The following is a 16,613-nucleotide window of genomic DNA, read 5'->3' on the forward strand; positions in this document are numbered from 1 at the left end:
GCGCGAGTAGTATCGACGCGGCTACAGGGGGATCCAGGTAGTTCGTTCAGGTGGTTCCATGGCGCACCATGGGCTGTGGCAGGCCACGCCTGCGAATATCACCCGTCCCCTGACGTGGCACACGAATTCATGCGATCCAGACGATTGCCAGACATCGGTTGAGGGGAACGACAGATGGACATTGCCGAACTGCTTGCTTTTTCGGTGAAGAACAAAGCCTCGGACTTGCACTTGTCCGCGGGGCTGCCGCCGATGATCCGCGTCGACGGCGACGTGCGCCGCATCAACATCCCCGCGCTCGAGCACAAGCAGGTGCATTCGCTGATCTACGACATCATGTCGGACAAGCAGCGGCGCGATTACGAAGAATTCTACGAAACCGACTTCTCGTTCGAGATTCCCGGGCTGGCGCGCTTCCGCGTCAATGCGTTCAACCAGAACCGCGGTGCCGGTGCGGTGTTCCGTACCATTCCGTCCGAGGTGCTGACGCTAGAGGATCTGGGCGCACCGCGCATCTTCAAGGAGCTGATCGAACAGCCACAGGGCCTGATTCTGGTGACCGGCCCGACCGGCTCGGGCAAGTCGACCACGCTGGCGGCGATGGTCGATCACATCAACAAGAACGAATACGGGCACATGCTCACGATCGAGGATCCGATCGAATTCGTGCATACCTCGCAGAAATGCCTGGTCAACCAGCGCGAGATCCATCGCGACACGCTGGGTTTCAACGAGGCACTGCGTTCGGCGCTGCGCGAGGATCCCGACTACATCCTGGTTGGCGAGTTGCGCGATCTGGAGACCATCCGCCTCGCGCTGACCGCGGCGGAAACCGGCCATCTGGTGTTCGCCACCGTGCATACCAGCTCGGCGGCCAAGACGATCGACCGCATCATCGACGTGTTCCCCGCCGGTGAAAAACCGATGGTGCGTTCGATGCTGTCCGAATCGCTGCGCGCCGTGGTTTCGCAGTCGCTGCTGAAGAAAGTCGGCGGCGGCCGCATCGCGGCGCATGAAATCATGGTCGGCATTCCGGCGATCCGCAACCTGATCCGCGAGGACAAGGTGGCGCAGATGTATTCGTCGATCCAGACCGGCACGCAGTTCGGCATGCAGACGCTGGATCAGTGCCTGCAGGATCTGGTCAAACGCGGTCTGGTGACGCGTCAGCAGGCATCCAGCTATGCCAAGAACAAGGACAGCTTCAAGTAAGGCCGGGAGCAGGGAACCGGAGGCCGCCCGCAACGGCGATCTCCCGACTCGATTCCCGGCTCCGCATTTCCCGTTTTCCGTCTCCGAAGGAGAATCGCCATGAGCGATTTCGATTTCACCTCATTCCTGAAACTGATGGTGCACAAGAAGGCCTCGGACCTGTTCATCACGGCCGGCGTGGCGCCTTCGATGAAGGTGCAGGGCCGGATCGTGCCGATCACGCAAAGCCCGCTCAGCGTGCAGCAGTCGCGCGACATGGTGCTCAACGTGATGACGCCCGGTCAGCGCGAGGAGTTCGAGAAGACCCACGAGTGCCAGTTCGCGATCTCGGCGCAAGGCGTCGGCCGCTTCCGTGTGTCGTGCTTCTACCAGCGCAACTGCGTGGGCATGGTGCTGCGCCGGATCGAATCGAAGATCCCGACACCGGAGGAGTTGAATCTGCCACCGGTGATCAAGCAGTTGGCGATGACCAAGCGCGGCATCATCGTTTTCGTCGGAGCCACCGGCTCGGGCAAATCGACCTCGCTGGCGGCGATGGTCGGCTACCGCAACCTGAACTCGACCGGCCACATCATCACGATCGAGGATCCGATCGAATACGTGCACAAGCACGAGGGCTGCATCATCACCCAGCGCGAAGTCGGCATCGACACCGACAGCTGGGACAACGCGCTGAAGAACACTTTGCGCCAGGCGCCGGACGTGATCATGATCGGCGAGGTGCGTACGCGCGAAGGCATGGATCACGCGATCGCTTTCGCCGAAACCGGCCATCTGGTGTTGTGCACGCTGCATGCGAACAACGCGAACCAGGCGATGGATCGCATCCTGCATTTCTTCCCGGAGGATCGTCGGCAGCAGCTGCTGATGGATCTGTCGCTGAACCTGAAAGGCATCGTGGCGCAGATGCTGATCCCCACACCCGACGGCAAGGCGCGCCGGGTCGCGGTGGAAGTGCTGCTTGGCACGCCGCTGGCGCAGGATTACATCCGCCAAGGCGAGATCCACAAGCTCAAGGAGCTGATGAAGGAATCCACCTTGCTTGGCATGAAGACGTTCGACCAAAGCCTGGTCGAGCTGTATCACGCCGGCGAGATCTCCTACGAGGACGCCCTGCGTTACGCCGACAGCTCCAACGAGGTGCGCCTGCGCATCAAGCTGGCGCAGGGCGGCGATGCGCACACCTTGTCGCAAGGCCTGGATGGCGTGGAACTGGAGGAAACGCGCGACTCGCAGAACTTCGGCGGCAGCAACCTGCTGAATCGCTGAGAATTTTCATCGCAAATAAAAACGAAGAAAGGCGCCCATAGGGCGCCTTTCTTCGTTTCTAGGCACAGATGCATTCTGTGCTTGTGTTTCGTAACAACATGAAAATCCGGCAATTATCGCAGCGACGAACGCCGTGCGGCTTATGAAATTAGTTGAAATATTTCGTAAAAAATTGGTTGACTGACGTATTTACCTGCGTTATATCTTGCGCCACTGTCGAGGGGAAAGTCGGCAGCAGGAGTGAAAGTCCACTTTCAGAATTCAATCGAGCCCAGTCGGCTTGAGTGGGCTTTTTTGTCTTCAATTTTTGGCGATTCATAACGAAGGCCGTCCGCGGACGCTCGTGTGAATGCTTCTATTTCGGGAGTTTAGATGAGTACTTCGACGGTGTTTGGCCGGGGGAATTTGCGCCGATCGGCGCTCGCTGCTGCCTTGGGCCTGGCTTTCATAAGCACGGCAGTATTTGCGCAGTCCAATATTACCGGCGCCATTTTTGGTCAGGCGACCAATCAGCCTGGTGCGACGGTGGTTATCCAGAATCTTGATACGGGCATGACCCGTACGACCACAGTCGATGACGGCGGTCGCTACCGGCTTTCATCGCTGCCGAACGGTCGCTACAAAGTAACCCTGAGAAATCAGGGGGCCGACGTGGGCGTACGGGACAATGTGACCGTGAATATTGCTGGCGGCACCGAGGTATCTTTCGGTGCGGGCACGGCTGCTGCTGCCAAGGAACTGTCAGGTGTTACGGTAGTTGCCTCCGCATTGCCCGCGATCGACGTTTCGTCGGTCGATACGCGTACCGTGCTCACCTCGGAACAGCTGAGCAAGCTGCCGGTCGCGCGTGACATTGCCGCTGCCGCGTTGTTGGCGCCGGGCGTAGTTGGCAATGACAGCTATGGCGTGCCCAGCTTCGGTGGTGCTGCCTCGTCGGAGAATGCGTATTTCATCAACGGCTATGCGGTGGCCAACCCGCTCACCTCGATCGGTTTCAGCACGCTGCCGTTCGACGCGATCGATCAGGAACAGATTCTGACCGGCGGCTACGGTGCCGAGTTCGGCCGCTCCACCGGCGGCGTCATCAACATCGTGACCAAGCGCGGTTCGAACGAGTGGAAGGGGGGCGTCTACACCATCTGGCGCCCGGAAGCATTGCGTGCCAATCCACGCAACAACTACTTTCCCAACACTGGCTACTACGGCAATTCCAACCCCAGTCCGCTGCCTAGCAACCACACCGACGGCACGTTGTATCAGTACCGCAACCAGAACCAGTTCTCCTATCTAACGACGGGCGTCTATTTCAGCGGTCCGTTGATCAAGGATCGCTTGTTCTTCTACGTCGACGCGGAAATGAATCGCCAGAGCGGCAACAGCGTTGCGTCGTTCTCCAACTCGTCAGCCGGTGTCAACAAGACTGGCTGGAACGATTACACGTACAAGATCCCGCGCTGGGCCGGAAAGATCGACTGGAACATCACCGACAACCACATCGTCGAATTAACTGGTGTTTCGGACAAGACCGAGTACGACTCCAGTCGCTACTCCTTCACCTATCCGACCACCACGCACGGCACGACCAGAAACGGTGGCGTGTACACCAAGGATGGCGGTGACCTGTACATCGCTAAGTACACGGGCTATCTCACGGAGAGCCTGACGGTGTCTGCCCTGTACGGCCAGCAGAAGCTCGATCACGTGCAAACACCCGTAGGCTACGATCCCTCCTGCCCATACATCTCTTCGTCCACTACTAGTCAGGCCCCCGGGTTGACCTATGGCGCCTGCCAGCAAAGTGCGGTCAGCGCGTTGCTGTTGCCCGGCTCCAATGACAAAACCCACGGCTGGCGCTTTGATGTCGAGTATCACCTTGGCGATCACGATATCCGCCTCGGCTATGACGCGCAGAAAGCCGAGTCGCTGACAGGTTCGCAATATCCCGGCGGATACGCCTGGATCTACGGCTGGCAGTCGAACCCGACCATCGGTATCGACGCCAGTCATGGCGTCGCCTCACCAGCCTCGGCCGGCGGCTTGGGTACCAAGGGGTATTTCGTGTCCCGTGCCTACGTTACCAAGAGCGGCAACGTGAAAACCGAGCAGGCTGCACAGTTCATCGAGGACCGCTGGCAGCTCAACGACCGCTGGTTGCTCTCGGTCGGCCTGCGCAACGAGCAGTTCACCAACTTTAACGGCGCCGGGCAGCGTTACGCCGCACAGCGCCATCAGCTGGCACCGCGTCTCGGTGTTTCATGGGACGTCCTTGGCGATTCCTCGTTGAAGGTGTTTGCCAATGCCGGTCGTTACCATCTGGCAATGCCGAACAACGTCGCGGTTCGCGGCGCAGCTGCTTCGTTGAACACCAGCGAGTATTTCACCTACACCGGCGTTGACCCCGCGACGGGCGCCCCTACCGGGCTCACCCCGGTCGCTGTGGATGCCAGCAAGGGCTACACGTGTCCGGGCGGCAATGCCATTTCGTCCAACCTCGAATGCGGCACGGCACCGGATCCGCGTACGGTGGCAGCGAAGGGCCTGAAGTCGCATTATCAGGACGAGTACATCGCTGGCATGCAGCAGCAGCTCACCCCGAGCTACAACTGGGGTGCCAAGCTGACCTACCGCAAACTGCGCAGCGCCATCGACGATACCTGCACACCGATCCTCGGCGGACGCTGCTTCCTGTTCAATCCGGGTCAGGCGAACAGCTTCCAGATCGAGCAGCCTGACGGCAGCTTCACCACGGTGACCTACACCAAAGCCCAACTGGGCATGCCTGATCTGAAGCGCAAGTACTACGCACTCGATTTGTTCGTCGAACATCCGTTTGCCGACAAGTGGTACGGCCGCATCGACTACACCTATTCGCGCAACTACGGTAACACTGAAGGTCAGCTGGCCTCGGATCTGGATACCGGCAATGGTGGTCAGGCGGATGTGTCGACCACCCAGGACTGGGATCTGCCGCAGCTGATGGTTGGTTCGAATGGTCTGTTGCCGAACAACCGCAAGCACCAGTTGAAGGCGTTCGGCTACTTTCAGATGACCGACGAGTGGCGTTTCGGTGCGAACGTGTTGATCGCGTCGGGTCGTCCGAAGAACTGCACCAGCCACTATCCGACAGCGGACAAAGGCCTCTATTCGGGTGCGGCCTACTGGTTCTGTGGCCTGTCTGGTTCGGGTACCGTCCCGGGGGCGGTGGATAGCAAGGGTATGCCGATCCCCTATGCACCTGCCGGTCCCGGCTACGCGTTCTCACCGCGTGGTTCGCATGGTACGGCTCCGATGAGCTATCAGCTGAACCTCAACGTGGCCTACACGCCGAACTGGCTGAACAGGAAACTGACATTGCAGGCAGACGTGATCAATGTGTTGAACCGCCAAGTGGCAGGTTCATACAACTATCGTTACGAAACCAGCTCGCGTAATACGCCGAACCCGCTATACGGTCGTGAGCTCAATTACACCGATCCGCGTTACGTTCGTATCACCGCACGGTATGACTTCTGAACGTAACGGGTAACGCGGGTTCAACCTGACATCTCGGTCGGCGCGAACCCACTCCCCCTTGGCCACCGGTATCTCCGGTGGCCTTTTTTTATGGTTGCTGGTTACGTTGCCGACTGAATTCTTCAGAGCGTCGCCAAGCCTTCATTCGACCCTTTGCAAGCATGCCGATCGGATATGACGAAAGACTCAGCGTCCATACGCGGGTGGCGATGGGGGAAGCAACATGGCAAGCGTCGTATGTCTATTTCTCTCCAGGCGCCATGGCGCCGATGGTCAGGCCGCTGCTGTCGACGCTCTTCACTCCTTTCACAAGCTGGGCCACGCGTTCGGCATGCTGTTTTTCATCCTCTGACGAAACCTTGCCGGTCAGCGTGACTACGCCATCGTTGGTCGATATCGAGATGTTCGTGGCCTTGATGCCTTTGGTCGTGCCGAACTCGGATTTCACTTTGGTGGTGATCCAGGCATCGGCCGCCTTGTCGGGGACGGTCCGATTTTCGGGCGACTTATGCATCGTCTGCATGTCCGGTGTCTGCATCGGGGTGGCTTCCGGCGGTGTCTGCGCCGGGGTGGCGCTCTGCGCCATGGCGTGGCCAAAGGGTACGGCCGCGAAAGCGAGTACCAGGCCGGTGGCGAGCATGCTGTTGCGGATCATCGTTGGGGTACGCATGGCAATCTCCTTGGCTGGAATGGAAGTCTGTCGGCGAGATGCCGTAGAAGCTGACTTTTGTAGGTTGCATGGCACCAGCTACAGCGTGAATGTCACGTGGCTTTGGTCCATGCAGGTTCAGCGGAAGATTACGGATGCGAAGGGAGCGTCTCCATGATGTTGACTGGGCGTTCGATGACGCTCGCAAGTCAAAAAAAAAGGAGCGCCGCGGCGCTCCTTTTTTTCGTTGAGCAATGAGCGCTACTTCAGGACGGTCTGACTGGTGATCACCATGCCGCTGTCGACGACGTGCATTTCCGCATTGATGCTGTCGACTCTTTCGGCCTGGGACTTCATCGCGGCAAATTGCGCCTTCGAGCGCGCCGCGTTGGCAGCGGCCTGGGCGCTGTCGTCGTTGTCGACGCTGCCGTTGATCGATGGCTCATCGCTCTTGCTGATCGCGGCGGTGGCGGCGGCCAGACTGTCGATTTTCTGTTCCATCAGTTGCAGCCAGCCCATGTACATCGCACCGGTCAGGTGCATGCGGGCCATCTGACCGGCGTCGCCGACCGGATTTTTCAGGGTGTCGCCGAGCTTGCTGTCTTCGCCGGCACCCACGCCGAGCGCAAGCGCCTTGTCGCTCATGGCGAGCCACGCCGGCTGGCCCAGCATGCTGGTCATGTCCTTCGGCAGCGGTAGCGGTTTGCCATCGCTGGTGAGCTTCAGCTGGGTCAGTGCAGGCACCATCATCTGGCCCATCGCAAGCAGGCCGGCGGGGTTGTTGGTGCCCAGCACCAGGCGTCCGCTGAATGTCGGCGCACCGGCATTCTGGCCAGGCACCAGCGAGTCCAGCGCAATACGCAGGCCGAGCATGTCGCCGAACGGCGGGATGGCGGCCTTCTGCATGGCCGGGCCGAGCTTGGCAAAGCTGTCGTTGAGATCGATCAGTGAGGGGCAGGCGAATGGTTTGGCGACCACGGCATCGGCCTGGGCCGACCAGAATGTGCGCATCTGCGCGACCGGCAGCGCCAGGCTCATGTCGAACGGTGCGGTACCGGCGCTGCCCAGTCCCGGCAGTTCCACCTTGAGGCCGCTGAAAGCCTTGCCGATGTCGTCGGCAAGCGCCACGTCGAAACGCACGTTCTGGTGTTTGGGATCGAGCTGGGTGTAGCCGAAGCTCAGCGTCGGCACGCGGGCGGCGATGCGGGCGGCATCGGTCGCGCAACTTGGTGATGTCTGCAGCTGATTGGCCACCGGTTCGCCGGTCTTGGCCGACTCGGCTTCGGCATGTGCCTTGAGGATCGCGCCGATCAGCGGATCCTCGCCGCCGACCGCCAGCGGCAGTGCGCGGGTCAGATCCAGCTCGCCGACCAGCCAGGGCTGGTAGCCCTTGGCCTTGGCCAGCGTGGCCAGGCGACCGTCGTCCTGCAGGTTCTTCTGCGGACGATCCAGGCCCAGCGCCTGGCGCAGCAGCGCCGGCGAGGCATCGGCCGGCAACAGTGCGGCCACGGCCTGCTTGCCGACCATCGCCAGGATCATCTCGGTGCCCGAGGCGGCGAACGCATATTTGCGATAGCTCTGCTTGTCCACATTGGCGAGATCGAGTTTCTTGCCATAGGCGGTTTCCAGCCGGCTGATGAAACCCTCGAACGCCCGTGGATCACTCAGCTCGAAACGCAGCACCGGTGCCATACCCAGGCCGTACAGCGCCGAGTGGCCCTTGAGATCCAGCCCGGCACTCTGGGCAAAGGTTTCGATGGTCTTGCCGTTGAATTCGGCCCGCAATGCGCGCAGCAAGCGGGCGCCGTCGGGATCCTTCGCGGCCATGCGATCGGCGGCGGCGTCGAGCTGGGCCAGATTGGACGGCAGCTGCGCGTCGGCCTGGACGAGTAACGCTTGGCGTGTACTGTCGTCCATGATCTCCAGATTGGCCACCACATACGGCGTGTCTGCCGGTACGAACGCCAGCGGAGCATCCTTGTTCTTGTGCCCGCAGGCCGCCAGCATGATGCCGGCCAAACCCAGCGCGACATATCGCATCGTCGATCGCATGTTGATCCCCAGAGGTGGTGGAATGGTGCGGTGCACATTATGCCCGCTTGGGGACCATCGCGCTGTGGCGAGTGCCGGCCAGATGCAATCAGGCGCAACCATGGAAGGTGGCGACCTGGTTTGCCGGCTGCCGCGGCTCAGCGGGCCAGCACTTCGTTGAGTACGGCCATGCGCACGAACACGCCGTTGCCGACCTGTTCGAGAATCCGCGACTGCGCGCCGTCGGCCACGTCCGACGCGATCTCGATACCGCGGTTGATCGGGCCCGGGTGCATCACCAGGCAGCCCTTGGAGGCAAGCGCCAGGCGGCGCCGATCCAGCCCGTAGTGGGCGAAGTACGCCGCTTCGTCCGGCAGATCGATGGACGTCATGCGCTCTTTCTGCAGCCGCAGCATGATCACTGCATCGACACCGTTGATGGCCTCGTCGAAATCGGTGTAGCGGCGTCCTTGCGGAACTTCGTCCGGTGCCGGCATCAGCTCGGCCGGTCCGCACAGGCGGATGTCCTTCACGCCCAGCACTCCGAATGCGTGGATGTCCGAACGGGCCACCCGCGAATGTTTGATGTCGCCGCAGATCACCACGCTGAGGTTTTCGAAGTCCGGCCGGTGCTGGCGGATCGTCAGCGCATCCAGCAGGCCCTGGGTGGGGTGCGCGTGATTGCCGTCGCCCGCGTTGATCACCGATACCCCGCTCATTGCGTGGCGGACCAGTTCGTCCGGCGTACCCGAACGCTTGTGGCGCACGATGATCGCGTCCAGATGCATCGCTTCCAGCGTGTGCAAGGTGTCGAACAGCTCCTCGCCCTTGCTGGTGGAAGACAGCCCGATGTCGAAATTGATGACGTCCGCACCGAGCCGCCGCGCCGCCAGTTCGAACGAAGTGCGGGTGCGCGTGGACGGTTCGAAGAACAGGTTCAGGACGGTTCGCCCCGCCAGCACGTCGAGCTTGCGGGTGCCATGAGCGCAGGCATCGCGCAGTGCCTCGGCGCGGTCGAGCAGGCGCTCGATCGTTTCGCGCGGAAGGTTTTCCAGGGAAGTCAGGTGGCGCAGGCGAGGGCTCATGGCGGCGACTCGGGAGGTGGAAGGGACGGTGTTTTCAGTCACCGGAGGTGTCGTCGGATGCCGCTGATCCGGCACCGCTCAGCCAGCGTTCGAGAATGACCGCTGCGGCTTCGGCATCGATGCTGGCCGCATCGCGGCGGCGTTTGAGTCCGGCCGCGCGGGCGGCGGCAAACCGCTGCGCGGCCTCCTGCGAGCTGTGGCGCTCATCGACGAAGACGATAGGCAGGCTGTAGCGCTGTTGCAGTTGCGCGGCGAAATGGCGCGCGCGTCGGCTGGCGGGTTGTTCGGCGCCATCGAGGGTCAGCGGAAGGCCGACCACCAAGGTGTCCGGCAGCCATTCCTTGCACAATGCATCGAGCCGGCTCCAGTCCGGGCCGTCATCTCTCACCGGGACAGTGGTCAATCCCCGTGCGCTGGCGGTGAAGGTGTTGCCGATCGCCACGCCGGTCAGCCGGCTGCCGACGTCGAAACCGAACACACAGCTCATGCGTGACCCGCGTAGCCGGACAACTGGCGTGGGTCGACCCCGACCAGTCCAGCGGCGGCGCTCCAGCGCTCTTCCAGCGGCGTGTCGAATACCACCCGGCCGCAAGCCTCGGCGGTGAGCCACGCGTTAGCCATCAGTTCCTGTTCCAGCTGGCCGGCATCCCAGCCGGCGTAACCGAGTACCATGATGGCCTGGCGCGGGCCTTCGCCGGCAGCCATCGCGACCAGGATGTCGCGTGAGGTGGTGACCGACCACTCGGTGTTGATGCGATAGCTGGATTCCCAGTCGCCGGGCTCGCGGTGCAGGACGAAACCGCGTTCCTGCTGTACCGGGCCGCCGATCAGCACCGGCGCGTCGGCCAGTTCGCTGTCCATGCATTCGAGCTTCATCTGCGCCAGCACGTCGCCAAGCCGGTATTCGGACAGCTGGTTCACCAGCAGGCCGACCGCACCGTCCTCGTCGTGCTGGCACAGCAACGTCACGCTGCGCGAGAACGGCGGATCGGCCAGATTCGGCATGGCGATCAGGAAATGCCCGGTGAGGGTGCTCGGCGCGGTCGTGCTCATGCGGTTATTGTAAGCCCGGTCGGCGTCGAGTCGTGCAAAGAGCGGGTGAGGGCGGCGCTATTTGTTGCGCAATACGTCCCCAGGCAGGAATTGCCAGGTACGGGTGATGTAGAGCTCGTCGACGTTGACATCTTTCGGCAGCGGCGGAAACGGTGCGGACAAGCGCACGATGCGCTCGGCGGCAGCGTCCAGCAGCGGATAGCCCGAACTCTTGATGACCGTGATGTTCTTGATGCCGCCGTCGCGGTTGAGCCCGACGGTGAGCAGCAAATCGCCGTACAGCTTGCGCCGGCGCGCTTCATCCGGGTAATTGAGGTTGCCGATCCGCTGCACCCGATCCGACCAGCCGCGCATGTAGCTGGCGTAGACATATTCCTTCGTATTGGCCGAGATGAATTTCTTCTTCGGCCGCTTCGCCAGCGCCTCGGTCTGCTGGCGCAGTTCGGCGGCCAACTGGGCGATCGCCTGCTGACGCTTCAGCTCGGCCGCGGTCGGGGTTTGATCCTGCGGATCGACCTCGGTCTGCGCGGTATCGCTGGACACGCTGAAGTCGGTCGCACCCGTGGTGGTGACCATGCGGGTCGGCGTAACCGCCCGCGGCTGCGGCGTGGTGGCTTCGACCGGTTGCGTCGCGATGCCCGGATCCGGCTTGGGCAGCGCGCCGGAAAACATCTGCGATGGCCTGGCGGCGCGATCGCTCTGGCCACCGCCGCTGTTATTGGCTTGAGCCAGGAAATCGGCCTTGTCCGGCGCCTGCTGATTGGCCACATTGACCAGGGTCACGTCCAGCGTCGGCAGGCTGGGGCTGGGTTTCACAAAATGGAAAGTGATGCCCAGCAGCAGCACCCCGTGCAGCAGCAGCGAGAACAGCATGGTGGCACCGATGGGATTCGGTGCAGGAGGGGCAGTTGCCGTGGTGCTCACGCGATACGCTTTCCGATGACGTACTGCTCGATGACATCGAACAGCTGACCGGCAATGTTAAGCCCGAACTGCGCGTCCAGTTCACGTACACAGGTCGGGGATGTGACGTTGATCTCGGTCAGATAGTCGCCGATTACGTCCAGACCGACAAACAGCAGGCCGCGCCGGCGCAGCTCCGGCGCCACCTGGGCCACGATCCAGCGGTCGCGGTCGGACAGCGGTACGCCGACGCCGCGGCCGCCGGCCGCGAGATTGCCGCGGAAATCGTCGCCTTGCGGGATGCGCGCGAGCGCATACGGCACGGGATCGCCGTCGATGACCAGGATGCGCTTGTCGCCGGCGCTGATCTCCGGGATGTATTTCTGCGCGACCACCAATTGCCGCCCCTCGCGGTGGGCATTGCCGCCTAGCAGGGTCTCAAGCATCGAGTTGAGGTTGCTGTCGCCGGCCTTGACCCGGAAGATGCCGCGGCCACCCATGCCGTCCAGTGGTTTCAGCACCACCTCGCCGTGTTCGGCAGTGAATCTACGCAGTTCGCCCACATCACGGGCGACCAGGGCCGGCGCGATGCACTGCGGAAAGGCCAGCGAAAACAGCTTCTCGTTGCAATCGCGCAGCGATTGCGGGTCGTTGACCACCATGACGCCACCACGCTGGGCCGCTTCCAGCACCATGGTGTCGTAGATGAACTGCGCGTCGACCGGCGGGTCCTTGCGCATCAGCACTACGTCGAGTTCGCGCAGGTCGCGCCACTGCGCCGGTCCCAGCGTATACCAGTGCTGCGGATCCTCGCGCACGGCGAGAGGCGCGATCCGGGCCCATGGTGTGCCATCGCGCAGAGCCAGGTCGCCCTGCTCGAAGTAATGCAGCGAGTGGCCGCGGCGCTGGGCCTCCAGCAACATCGCAAAAGTGGTGTCCTTCGCTATCTTGATCGCGCCGATGGGGTCCATCAGCACGCCGACCGAAAGGGTCATTGTGGTTCTCCGTTGGGGGTGTTTCAGTGCAGGCGGATGTCGATCGTCAGTGGGTATCTACAAGTGGATGGTCGCCGAGGCCATCTTTGGCGACAAGCGTGACACGCGACTGTCCATCTGTGACCAGATGGTGCCAATATGGGTCACGTTGTGCATTCGACGGGCAACGCTGGCGATTATTGCTTGACAGTCTCGGCGGGCAGGCAGTAAACAACAAAGCATCGGATGATCGCCGCAGAGCGCGTATTGGGCGGTTCGTTTTCGTATTTTTTTACATGCGCACCATACGGCATGGCTGTTGCATGCAATGATTTCTATACCTGAGCTCGGGGCGGGCCGCAGGGGGAGTAGTGAATTTGAACGTGAGTGCTAACGACTTGGCTGGTCTCAAGGTCATGGTCATCGATGACTCCAAGACCATCCGCCGCACAGCGGAAACCTTGCTGAAAAAAGAGGGCTGCGAGGTGCTGACCGCGGTCGACGGGTTCGAGGCGTTGGCCAAGATCTCCGACCAGAAGCCTGCCATCATCTTTGTCGACATCATGATGCCGCGGCTGGATGGTTATCAGACCTGCGCGCTGATCAAGAACAATCCGCAGTTCCGCGCCACACCAGTGATCATGCTGAGTTCGAAGGATGGCCTTTTCGACAAGGCACGAGGTCGCATCGTGGGTGCCGAGCAGTATCTGACCAAGCCGTTCACGCGGGACGAGCTGCTTGGTGCCATTCATCGCCATGTCAGCACGGTATCGAGCCACTGACTGCAGATTCTGAGGGGGAGCTGTGGCCACTATTCTCATCATCGACGATTCGCCGACCGACGTGCGCGTATTCACCACGCTGCTCGAACGGGCCGGCTATCAGGTCGCCGCTGTCAGCAGTGCCGAAGAAGGCATCGAGCGCGTGCGCGCCGAATTGCCTGATCTGATCATCATGGACGTGATCATGCCTGGCATGAACGGCTTCCAGGCGACCCGCACGCTGACCCGCGATCCCGTCACGGCGGTGGTACCGATCGTGATGATTACCACCAAATCGATGGAAACCGATCGCGTCTGGGGTCTGCGGCAAGGTGCCCGCGCGTTCATCACCAAGCCTGTGAACGAAAAAGAATTGCTGGGTTGCATCAACGATCTGTTGTCGAGCGAGACATGAGCCAGTCCGTCAATCGCACTCCTTTCGAGATTCTGGCCCGCTACGAGCGGTTGTCGCTGGCGCATGCCTCGGATACGCAGGACAAGCTGGAGGCGCCTGGGCTATGGCGCGGCATCGGCTTTCGCGTCGGCTCCCGCCTGCTGGTCAGTGGCATCGACGAAATCAACGAATTGCTTGCGGTACCGGTGCTTACTCCGGTGCCCGGAACCCAGCCGTGGCTGCTCGGCGTAGCCAACGTACGCGGCAATCTGGTGCCGGTGGTCGATTTTGCCCGCTTCCTGTTTGGTGAGCGCACACAGCAGTCGGACCGAACCCGCCTGCTGGTGGTGCGTCAAGGTGGCGGCAGCGTCGCGCTGCTGGTGGACGAGGTGTTCGGCCAGCGCACGGTGGATGAGGAGCAGCGCCGCGAGGCCGGGCGCGAGGATGATCCGCGGCTTGCCCGTTTCGCCGAGAGCCGGGTGGGTGAGCAGCAATTGGCAATTTTCAGCATGAACCGGCTGGTGCGGGCACCGGATTTCCGGCAGGCCGCGGCCTGACCTCGCGTCAGACCGCAGCCATGTGAAGGGCCGGCGCCAGTCAGGGTCGGAAATTTGGGGCAACCATTTCCTGGCCAGTACCCGCTCTGCGGAGCCGGCAATGTATACGTTAGACGGATGAGGTGAACATGAGCACTACAGGGGGCGTCAGCAAGGAACGCGGTTTTACTACTGCACTCATTGTCCTGCTGCTGATCGCGATCGCGCTGGCGGCGTTCGATTTCTGGCGGCTCAACATCAAGAACGATGAGGATCGCCAGGCCATCGCGCTGACCACGCAGATCCAGGTGCTGTCGCAGCAGACGGCAAAGTTCGCGCTGGAATCGGCCGGCGGCAACGTCGACTCGTTCAAGGAGCTCGAATCCACCCGCAACTCCATCGATTCAGCGGTGCAGCGGTTGAACAAGGGCGACTCGGCCACCGGCATGCAAGCCTATGCCGACAGCAACGCATCCCTTGCGGGCCGTGCAGTGAGCGCCCTGAACGACTCCTGGAAACAGCTGGACGGAGACATCGGCAAAATCCTCTCCAACAAGGCCGTGGTGCTCGACTCCGGCCAGCGTGCCAACACCTTGTCCCAGCAGATGCCGCTGCTCAACTCGAGCATGGAGCAGGTGGTCAACATTCTGCAGCAGCGTGGTGCCAGCGCCGACCAGATGCTGGGCACATCGCGCCAGATGTTGTCTGCCGACCGAATCATCCGCCGCGTGCAGGAAGTGCTGCAAGGTGGCGATTCCGCGCAGTCGGCGGCCGATGGTTTGTCCCGTGATGCGCAGTTGTATGGCAGCGTGCTGAAAGGGTTGATCGAGGGCAGTCCCGACAGCGGCGTGAAGCCGATCGGTGACGCGAATGCACGCAAGATCCTCACCGACATGGATGCGAACTGGGGCAAGCTGGTCGACCCGGTCGCCAAGCTGGTGGCCGCTGCCGGCAACATCGCCGACGTGAAACACGCAGGCAACCAGGCCTCACTGGATTCGCAGACCGTGCTGTTGCGCGCGAACGACCTGTCCGAGCAGATCGGCAAGCTGCCGTTGCGCCGGCTGTTCCCGAACGTATGGTGGGGCCTGCTCGGCGCGATCGCCGCGGTGGCCTTCGCACTGATGCTGGTCGTCACCCTGGTCACTGAACAGCGCCGCCGTTTCGCCAGCAGTACTGAGCTGAACCAGCGCAACCAGGAGGCGATCATGCGCCTGCTGGACGAAATGGGTTCGCTCGCCGAAGGCGACCTGACCGTGAAGACCACGGTGTCGGAAGACATCACCGGCGCGATCGCCGACTCGGTGAACTACGCCATCGACGAGTTGCGCTCACTGGTGACCACCATCAACGAGACCTCCGAGCAGGTGTCGTCGTCGGCGCAGGAAACCCAGACCACCGCCCGCCACCTGGCCGACGCGGCCGAGCAGCAGGCGCAGCAGATCAGCTCGGCGACCTCGGCGATCAACCAGATCGTGAGCTCGATGGACATCGTGTCCAAGGACTCCGCCGAATCGGCCGACGTGGCCGAGCGTTCGGTGAAGATCGCCTCGCACGGTGCCGAAGTGGTGCGCGAAACCATCTCCGGGATGGACTCGATCCGCGACCAGATCCAGGAAACCTCCAAGCGCATCAAGCGCCTGGGCGAATCCTCGCAGGAGATCGGCTCGATCGTGGAACTGATCAACGACATCGCCGAACAGACCAACATCCTCGCATTGAACGCGGCGATCCAGGCGGCTTCGGCCGGTGAGGCGGGCCGCGGTTTCGCGGTGGTGGCGGACGAAGTGCAGCGACTGGCCGAACGTTCAACCAGCGCGACCAAGCGTATCGAGACGCTGGTGCAGACGATTCAGTCCGATACCAACGAGGCGGTGAACTCGATGGAGCAGACCACCGCCGAGGTGGTGGCCGGTGCACGCAAGGCGGAGGACGCCGGCAGCGCGCTGGGCGACATCGAGCGCGTCTCGCACGATCTGTCGTCGCTGATTCAAAGCATCTCCACCGCGGCGCGTCAGCAGTCCGCGGCGGCGACCGACATTTCACATTCGATGAACGCGATTCAGGAAATTACCTCGCAAACTTCGCAAGGCGCGAGCCAGACGGCCGACTCGATCGGTACGCTGGCACAGCTGGCGAGTGATCTGCGACGCTCGGTGGCGCATTTCAAACTACCGGGTTGACATCGGCCGGGCTGAGGTCAGCCCGATTGAGAAAAGCATTTGACGGGGGG

The 16,613-nt window shown here is 62.0% G+C and carries 14 protein-coding genes; 7 read left to right on the forward strand and 7 right to left on the reverse strand.

Annotated elements, in window-relative coordinates:
- The first annotated feature begins 174 nt into the window (after positions 1–174).
- From BUA26_RS15180 to BUA26_RS15190, 3 genes are all read left to right on the forward strand, one after another.
- The gene (locus tag BUA26_RS15180) at positions 175–1,212 is read left to right on the forward strand and encodes a type IV pilus twitching motility protein PilT (RefSeq protein ID WP_072761722.1); all 1,038 of its coding nucleotides are present in this window, start codon (positions 175–177) and stop codon (positions 1,210–1,212) included.
- A gap of 99 nt (positions 1,213–1,311) precedes the next feature.
- Positions 1,312–2,481: a PilT/PilU family type 4a pilus ATPase gene (locus BUA26_RS15185; RefSeq protein ID WP_072761723.1), complete on the forward strand. Its 1,170-nt coding sequence runs from the start codon at positions 1,312–1,314 to the stop codon at positions 2,479–2,481.
- Positions 2,482–2,853: 372 nt separating this feature from the next.
- On the forward strand, positions 2,854–5,994 hold the full coding sequence (locus BUA26_RS15190) for a TonB-dependent receptor (RefSeq protein WP_072761724.1): 3,141 nt from the start codon (positions 2,854–2,856) through the stop codon (positions 5,992–5,994).
- A 241-nt stretch (positions 5,995–6,235) separates the two neighbouring features.
- Here the strand turns inward: BUA26_RS15190 and BUA26_RS15195 are convergent, their stop codons facing one another.
- The 7 genes from BUA26_RS15195 to gshB all read right to left on the reverse strand — a co-directional run bounded on the left by BUA26_RS15195 (position 6,236) and on the right by gshB (position 12,710).
- The gene (locus BUA26_RS15195) at positions 6,236–6,649 is read right to left on the reverse strand and encodes a BON domain-containing protein (RefSeq protein ID WP_343124227.1); all 414 of its coding nucleotides are present in this window, start codon (positions 6,647–6,649) and stop codon (positions 6,236–6,238) included.
- A 255-nt stretch (positions 6,650–6,904) separates the two neighbouring features.
- Positions 6,905–8,695 (reverse strand): hypothetical protein, encoded by a 1,791-nt coding sequence (locus BUA26_RS15200; protein ID WP_072761726.1) that lies wholly within the window; start codon positions 8,693–8,695, stop codon positions 6,905–6,907.
- A gap of 137 nt (positions 8,696–8,832) precedes the next feature.
- Positions 8,833–9,759: an aspartate carbamoyltransferase catalytic subunit gene (locus tag BUA26_RS15205; protein WP_072761727.1), complete on the reverse strand. Its 927-nt coding sequence runs from the start codon at positions 9,757–9,759 to the stop codon at positions 8,833–8,835.
- 34 nt (positions 9,760–9,793) lie between these two features.
- Positions 9,794–10,246, reverse strand: coding sequence for a Holliday junction resolvase RuvX (gene ruvX / locus BUA26_RS15210; protein WP_083573039.1), 453 nt, complete (start codon positions 10,244–10,246; stop codon positions 9,794–9,796).
- Positions 10,243–10,812 carry a YqgE/AlgH family protein gene (locus BUA26_RS15215; protein WP_072761728.1) on the reverse strand — a complete coding sequence of 190 codons (570 nt, stop codon included), beginning with the start codon at positions 10,810–10,812 and terminating at the stop codon, positions 10,243–10,245. Before BUA26_RS15215 ends, ruvX begins: the two co-directional genes overlap by 4 nt.
- Positions 10,813–10,869: 57 nt before the next feature.
- Positions 10,870–11,736 carry an energy transducer TonB gene (locus BUA26_RS15220; RefSeq protein ID WP_072761729.1) on the reverse strand — a complete coding sequence of 289 codons (867 nt, stop codon included), beginning with the start codon at positions 11,734–11,736 and terminating at the stop codon, positions 10,870–10,872.
- Positions 11,733–12,710 (reverse strand): glutathione synthase, encoded by a 978-nt coding sequence (gene gshB, locus BUA26_RS15225; RefSeq protein ID WP_072761730.1) that lies wholly within the window; start codon positions 12,708–12,710, stop codon positions 11,733–11,735. The genes BUA26_RS15220 and gshB overlap by 4 nt, the downstream gene beginning before the upstream one ends.
- A gap of 395 nt (positions 12,711–13,105) precedes the next feature.
- Here gshB and pilG point away from each other — a divergent pair, with 395 nt between their 5' ends.
- The 4 genes from pilG to BUA26_RS15245 all read left to right on the forward strand — a co-directional run bounded on the left by pilG (position 13,106) and on the right by BUA26_RS15245 (position 16,563).
- Positions 13,106–13,471: a twitching motility response regulator PilG gene (gene pilG, locus BUA26_RS15230; protein ID WP_083573040.1), complete on the forward strand. Its 366-nt coding sequence runs from the start codon at positions 13,106–13,108 to the stop codon at positions 13,469–13,471.
- Positions 13,472–13,493: 22 nt separating this feature from the next.
- Positions 13,494–13,865, forward strand: a complete 372-nt coding sequence (locus tag BUA26_RS15235; RefSeq protein ID WP_072761731.1) for a response regulator — start codon at positions 13,494–13,496, stop codon at positions 13,863–13,865.
- Positions 13,862–14,401 (forward strand): chemotaxis protein CheW, encoded by a 540-nt coding sequence (locus BUA26_RS15240; RefSeq protein WP_072761732.1) that lies wholly within the window; start codon positions 13,862–13,864, stop codon positions 14,399–14,401. The genes BUA26_RS15235 and BUA26_RS15240 overlap by 4 nt, the downstream gene beginning before the upstream one ends.
- A 128-nt stretch (positions 14,402–14,529) precedes the next feature.
- Positions 14,530–16,563: a methyl-accepting chemotaxis protein gene (locus tag BUA26_RS15245; RefSeq protein WP_072761733.1), complete on the forward strand. Its 2,034-nt coding sequence runs from the start codon at positions 14,530–14,532 to the stop codon at positions 16,561–16,563.
- Positions 16,564–16,613 lie beyond the last annotated feature (50 nt).

Source organism: Rhodanobacter sp. OK091, assembly GCF_900142825.1.
Classification (GTDB): domain Bacteria; phylum Pseudomonadota; class Gammaproteobacteria; order Xanthomonadales; family Rhodanobacteraceae; genus Rhodanobacter.

Bases quoted from the DNA above. Each gene is read 5' to 3' on its own strand.
- BUA26_RS15180 (WP_072761722.1), top strand. From the start codon at position 175: ATGGACATTGCCGAACTGCTTGCTTTTTCGGTGAAGAACAAAGCCTCG.
- BUA26_RS15185 (WP_072761723.1), top strand. From the start codon at position 1,312: ATGAGCGATTTCGATTTCACCTCATTCCTGAAACTGATGGTGCACAAG.
- BUA26_RS15190 (WP_072761724.1), top strand. From the start codon at position 2,854: ATGAGTACTTCGACGGTGTTTGGCCGGGGGAATTTGCGCCGATCGGCG.
- BUA26_RS15195 (WP_343124227.1), bottom strand. From the start codon at position 6,649: ATGATCCGCAACAGCATGCTCGCCACCGGCCTGGTACTCGCTTTCGCG.
- BUA26_RS15200 (WP_072761726.1), bottom strand. From the start codon at position 8,695: ATGCGATCGACGATGCGATATGTCGCGCTGGGTTTGGCCGGCATCATG.
- BUA26_RS15205 (WP_072761727.1), bottom strand. From the start codon at position 9,759: ATGAGCCCTCGCCTGCGCCACCTGACTTCCCTGGAAAACCTTCCGCGC.
- ruvX (WP_083573039.1), bottom strand. From the start codon at position 10,246: ATGAGCTGTGTGTTCGGTTTCGACGTCGGCAGCCGGCTGACCGGCGTG.
- BUA26_RS15215 (WP_072761728.1), bottom strand. From the start codon at position 10,812: ATGAGCACGACCGCGCCGAGCACCCTCACCGGGCATTTCCTGATCGCC.
- gshB (WP_072761730.1), bottom strand. From the start codon at position 12,710: ATGACCCTTTCGGTCGGCGTGCTGATGGACCCCATCGGCGCGATCAAG.
- pilG (WP_083573040.1), top strand. From the start codon at position 13,106: ATGGTCATCGATGACTCCAAGACCATCCGCCGCACAGCGGAAACCTTG.
- BUA26_RS15240 (WP_072761732.1), top strand. From the start codon at position 13,862: ATGAGCCAGTCCGTCAATCGCACTCCTTTCGAGATTCTGGCCCGCTAC.
- BUA26_RS15245 (WP_072761733.1), top strand. From the start codon at position 14,530: ATGAGCACTACAGGGGGCGTCAGCAAGGAACGCGGTTTTACTACTGCA.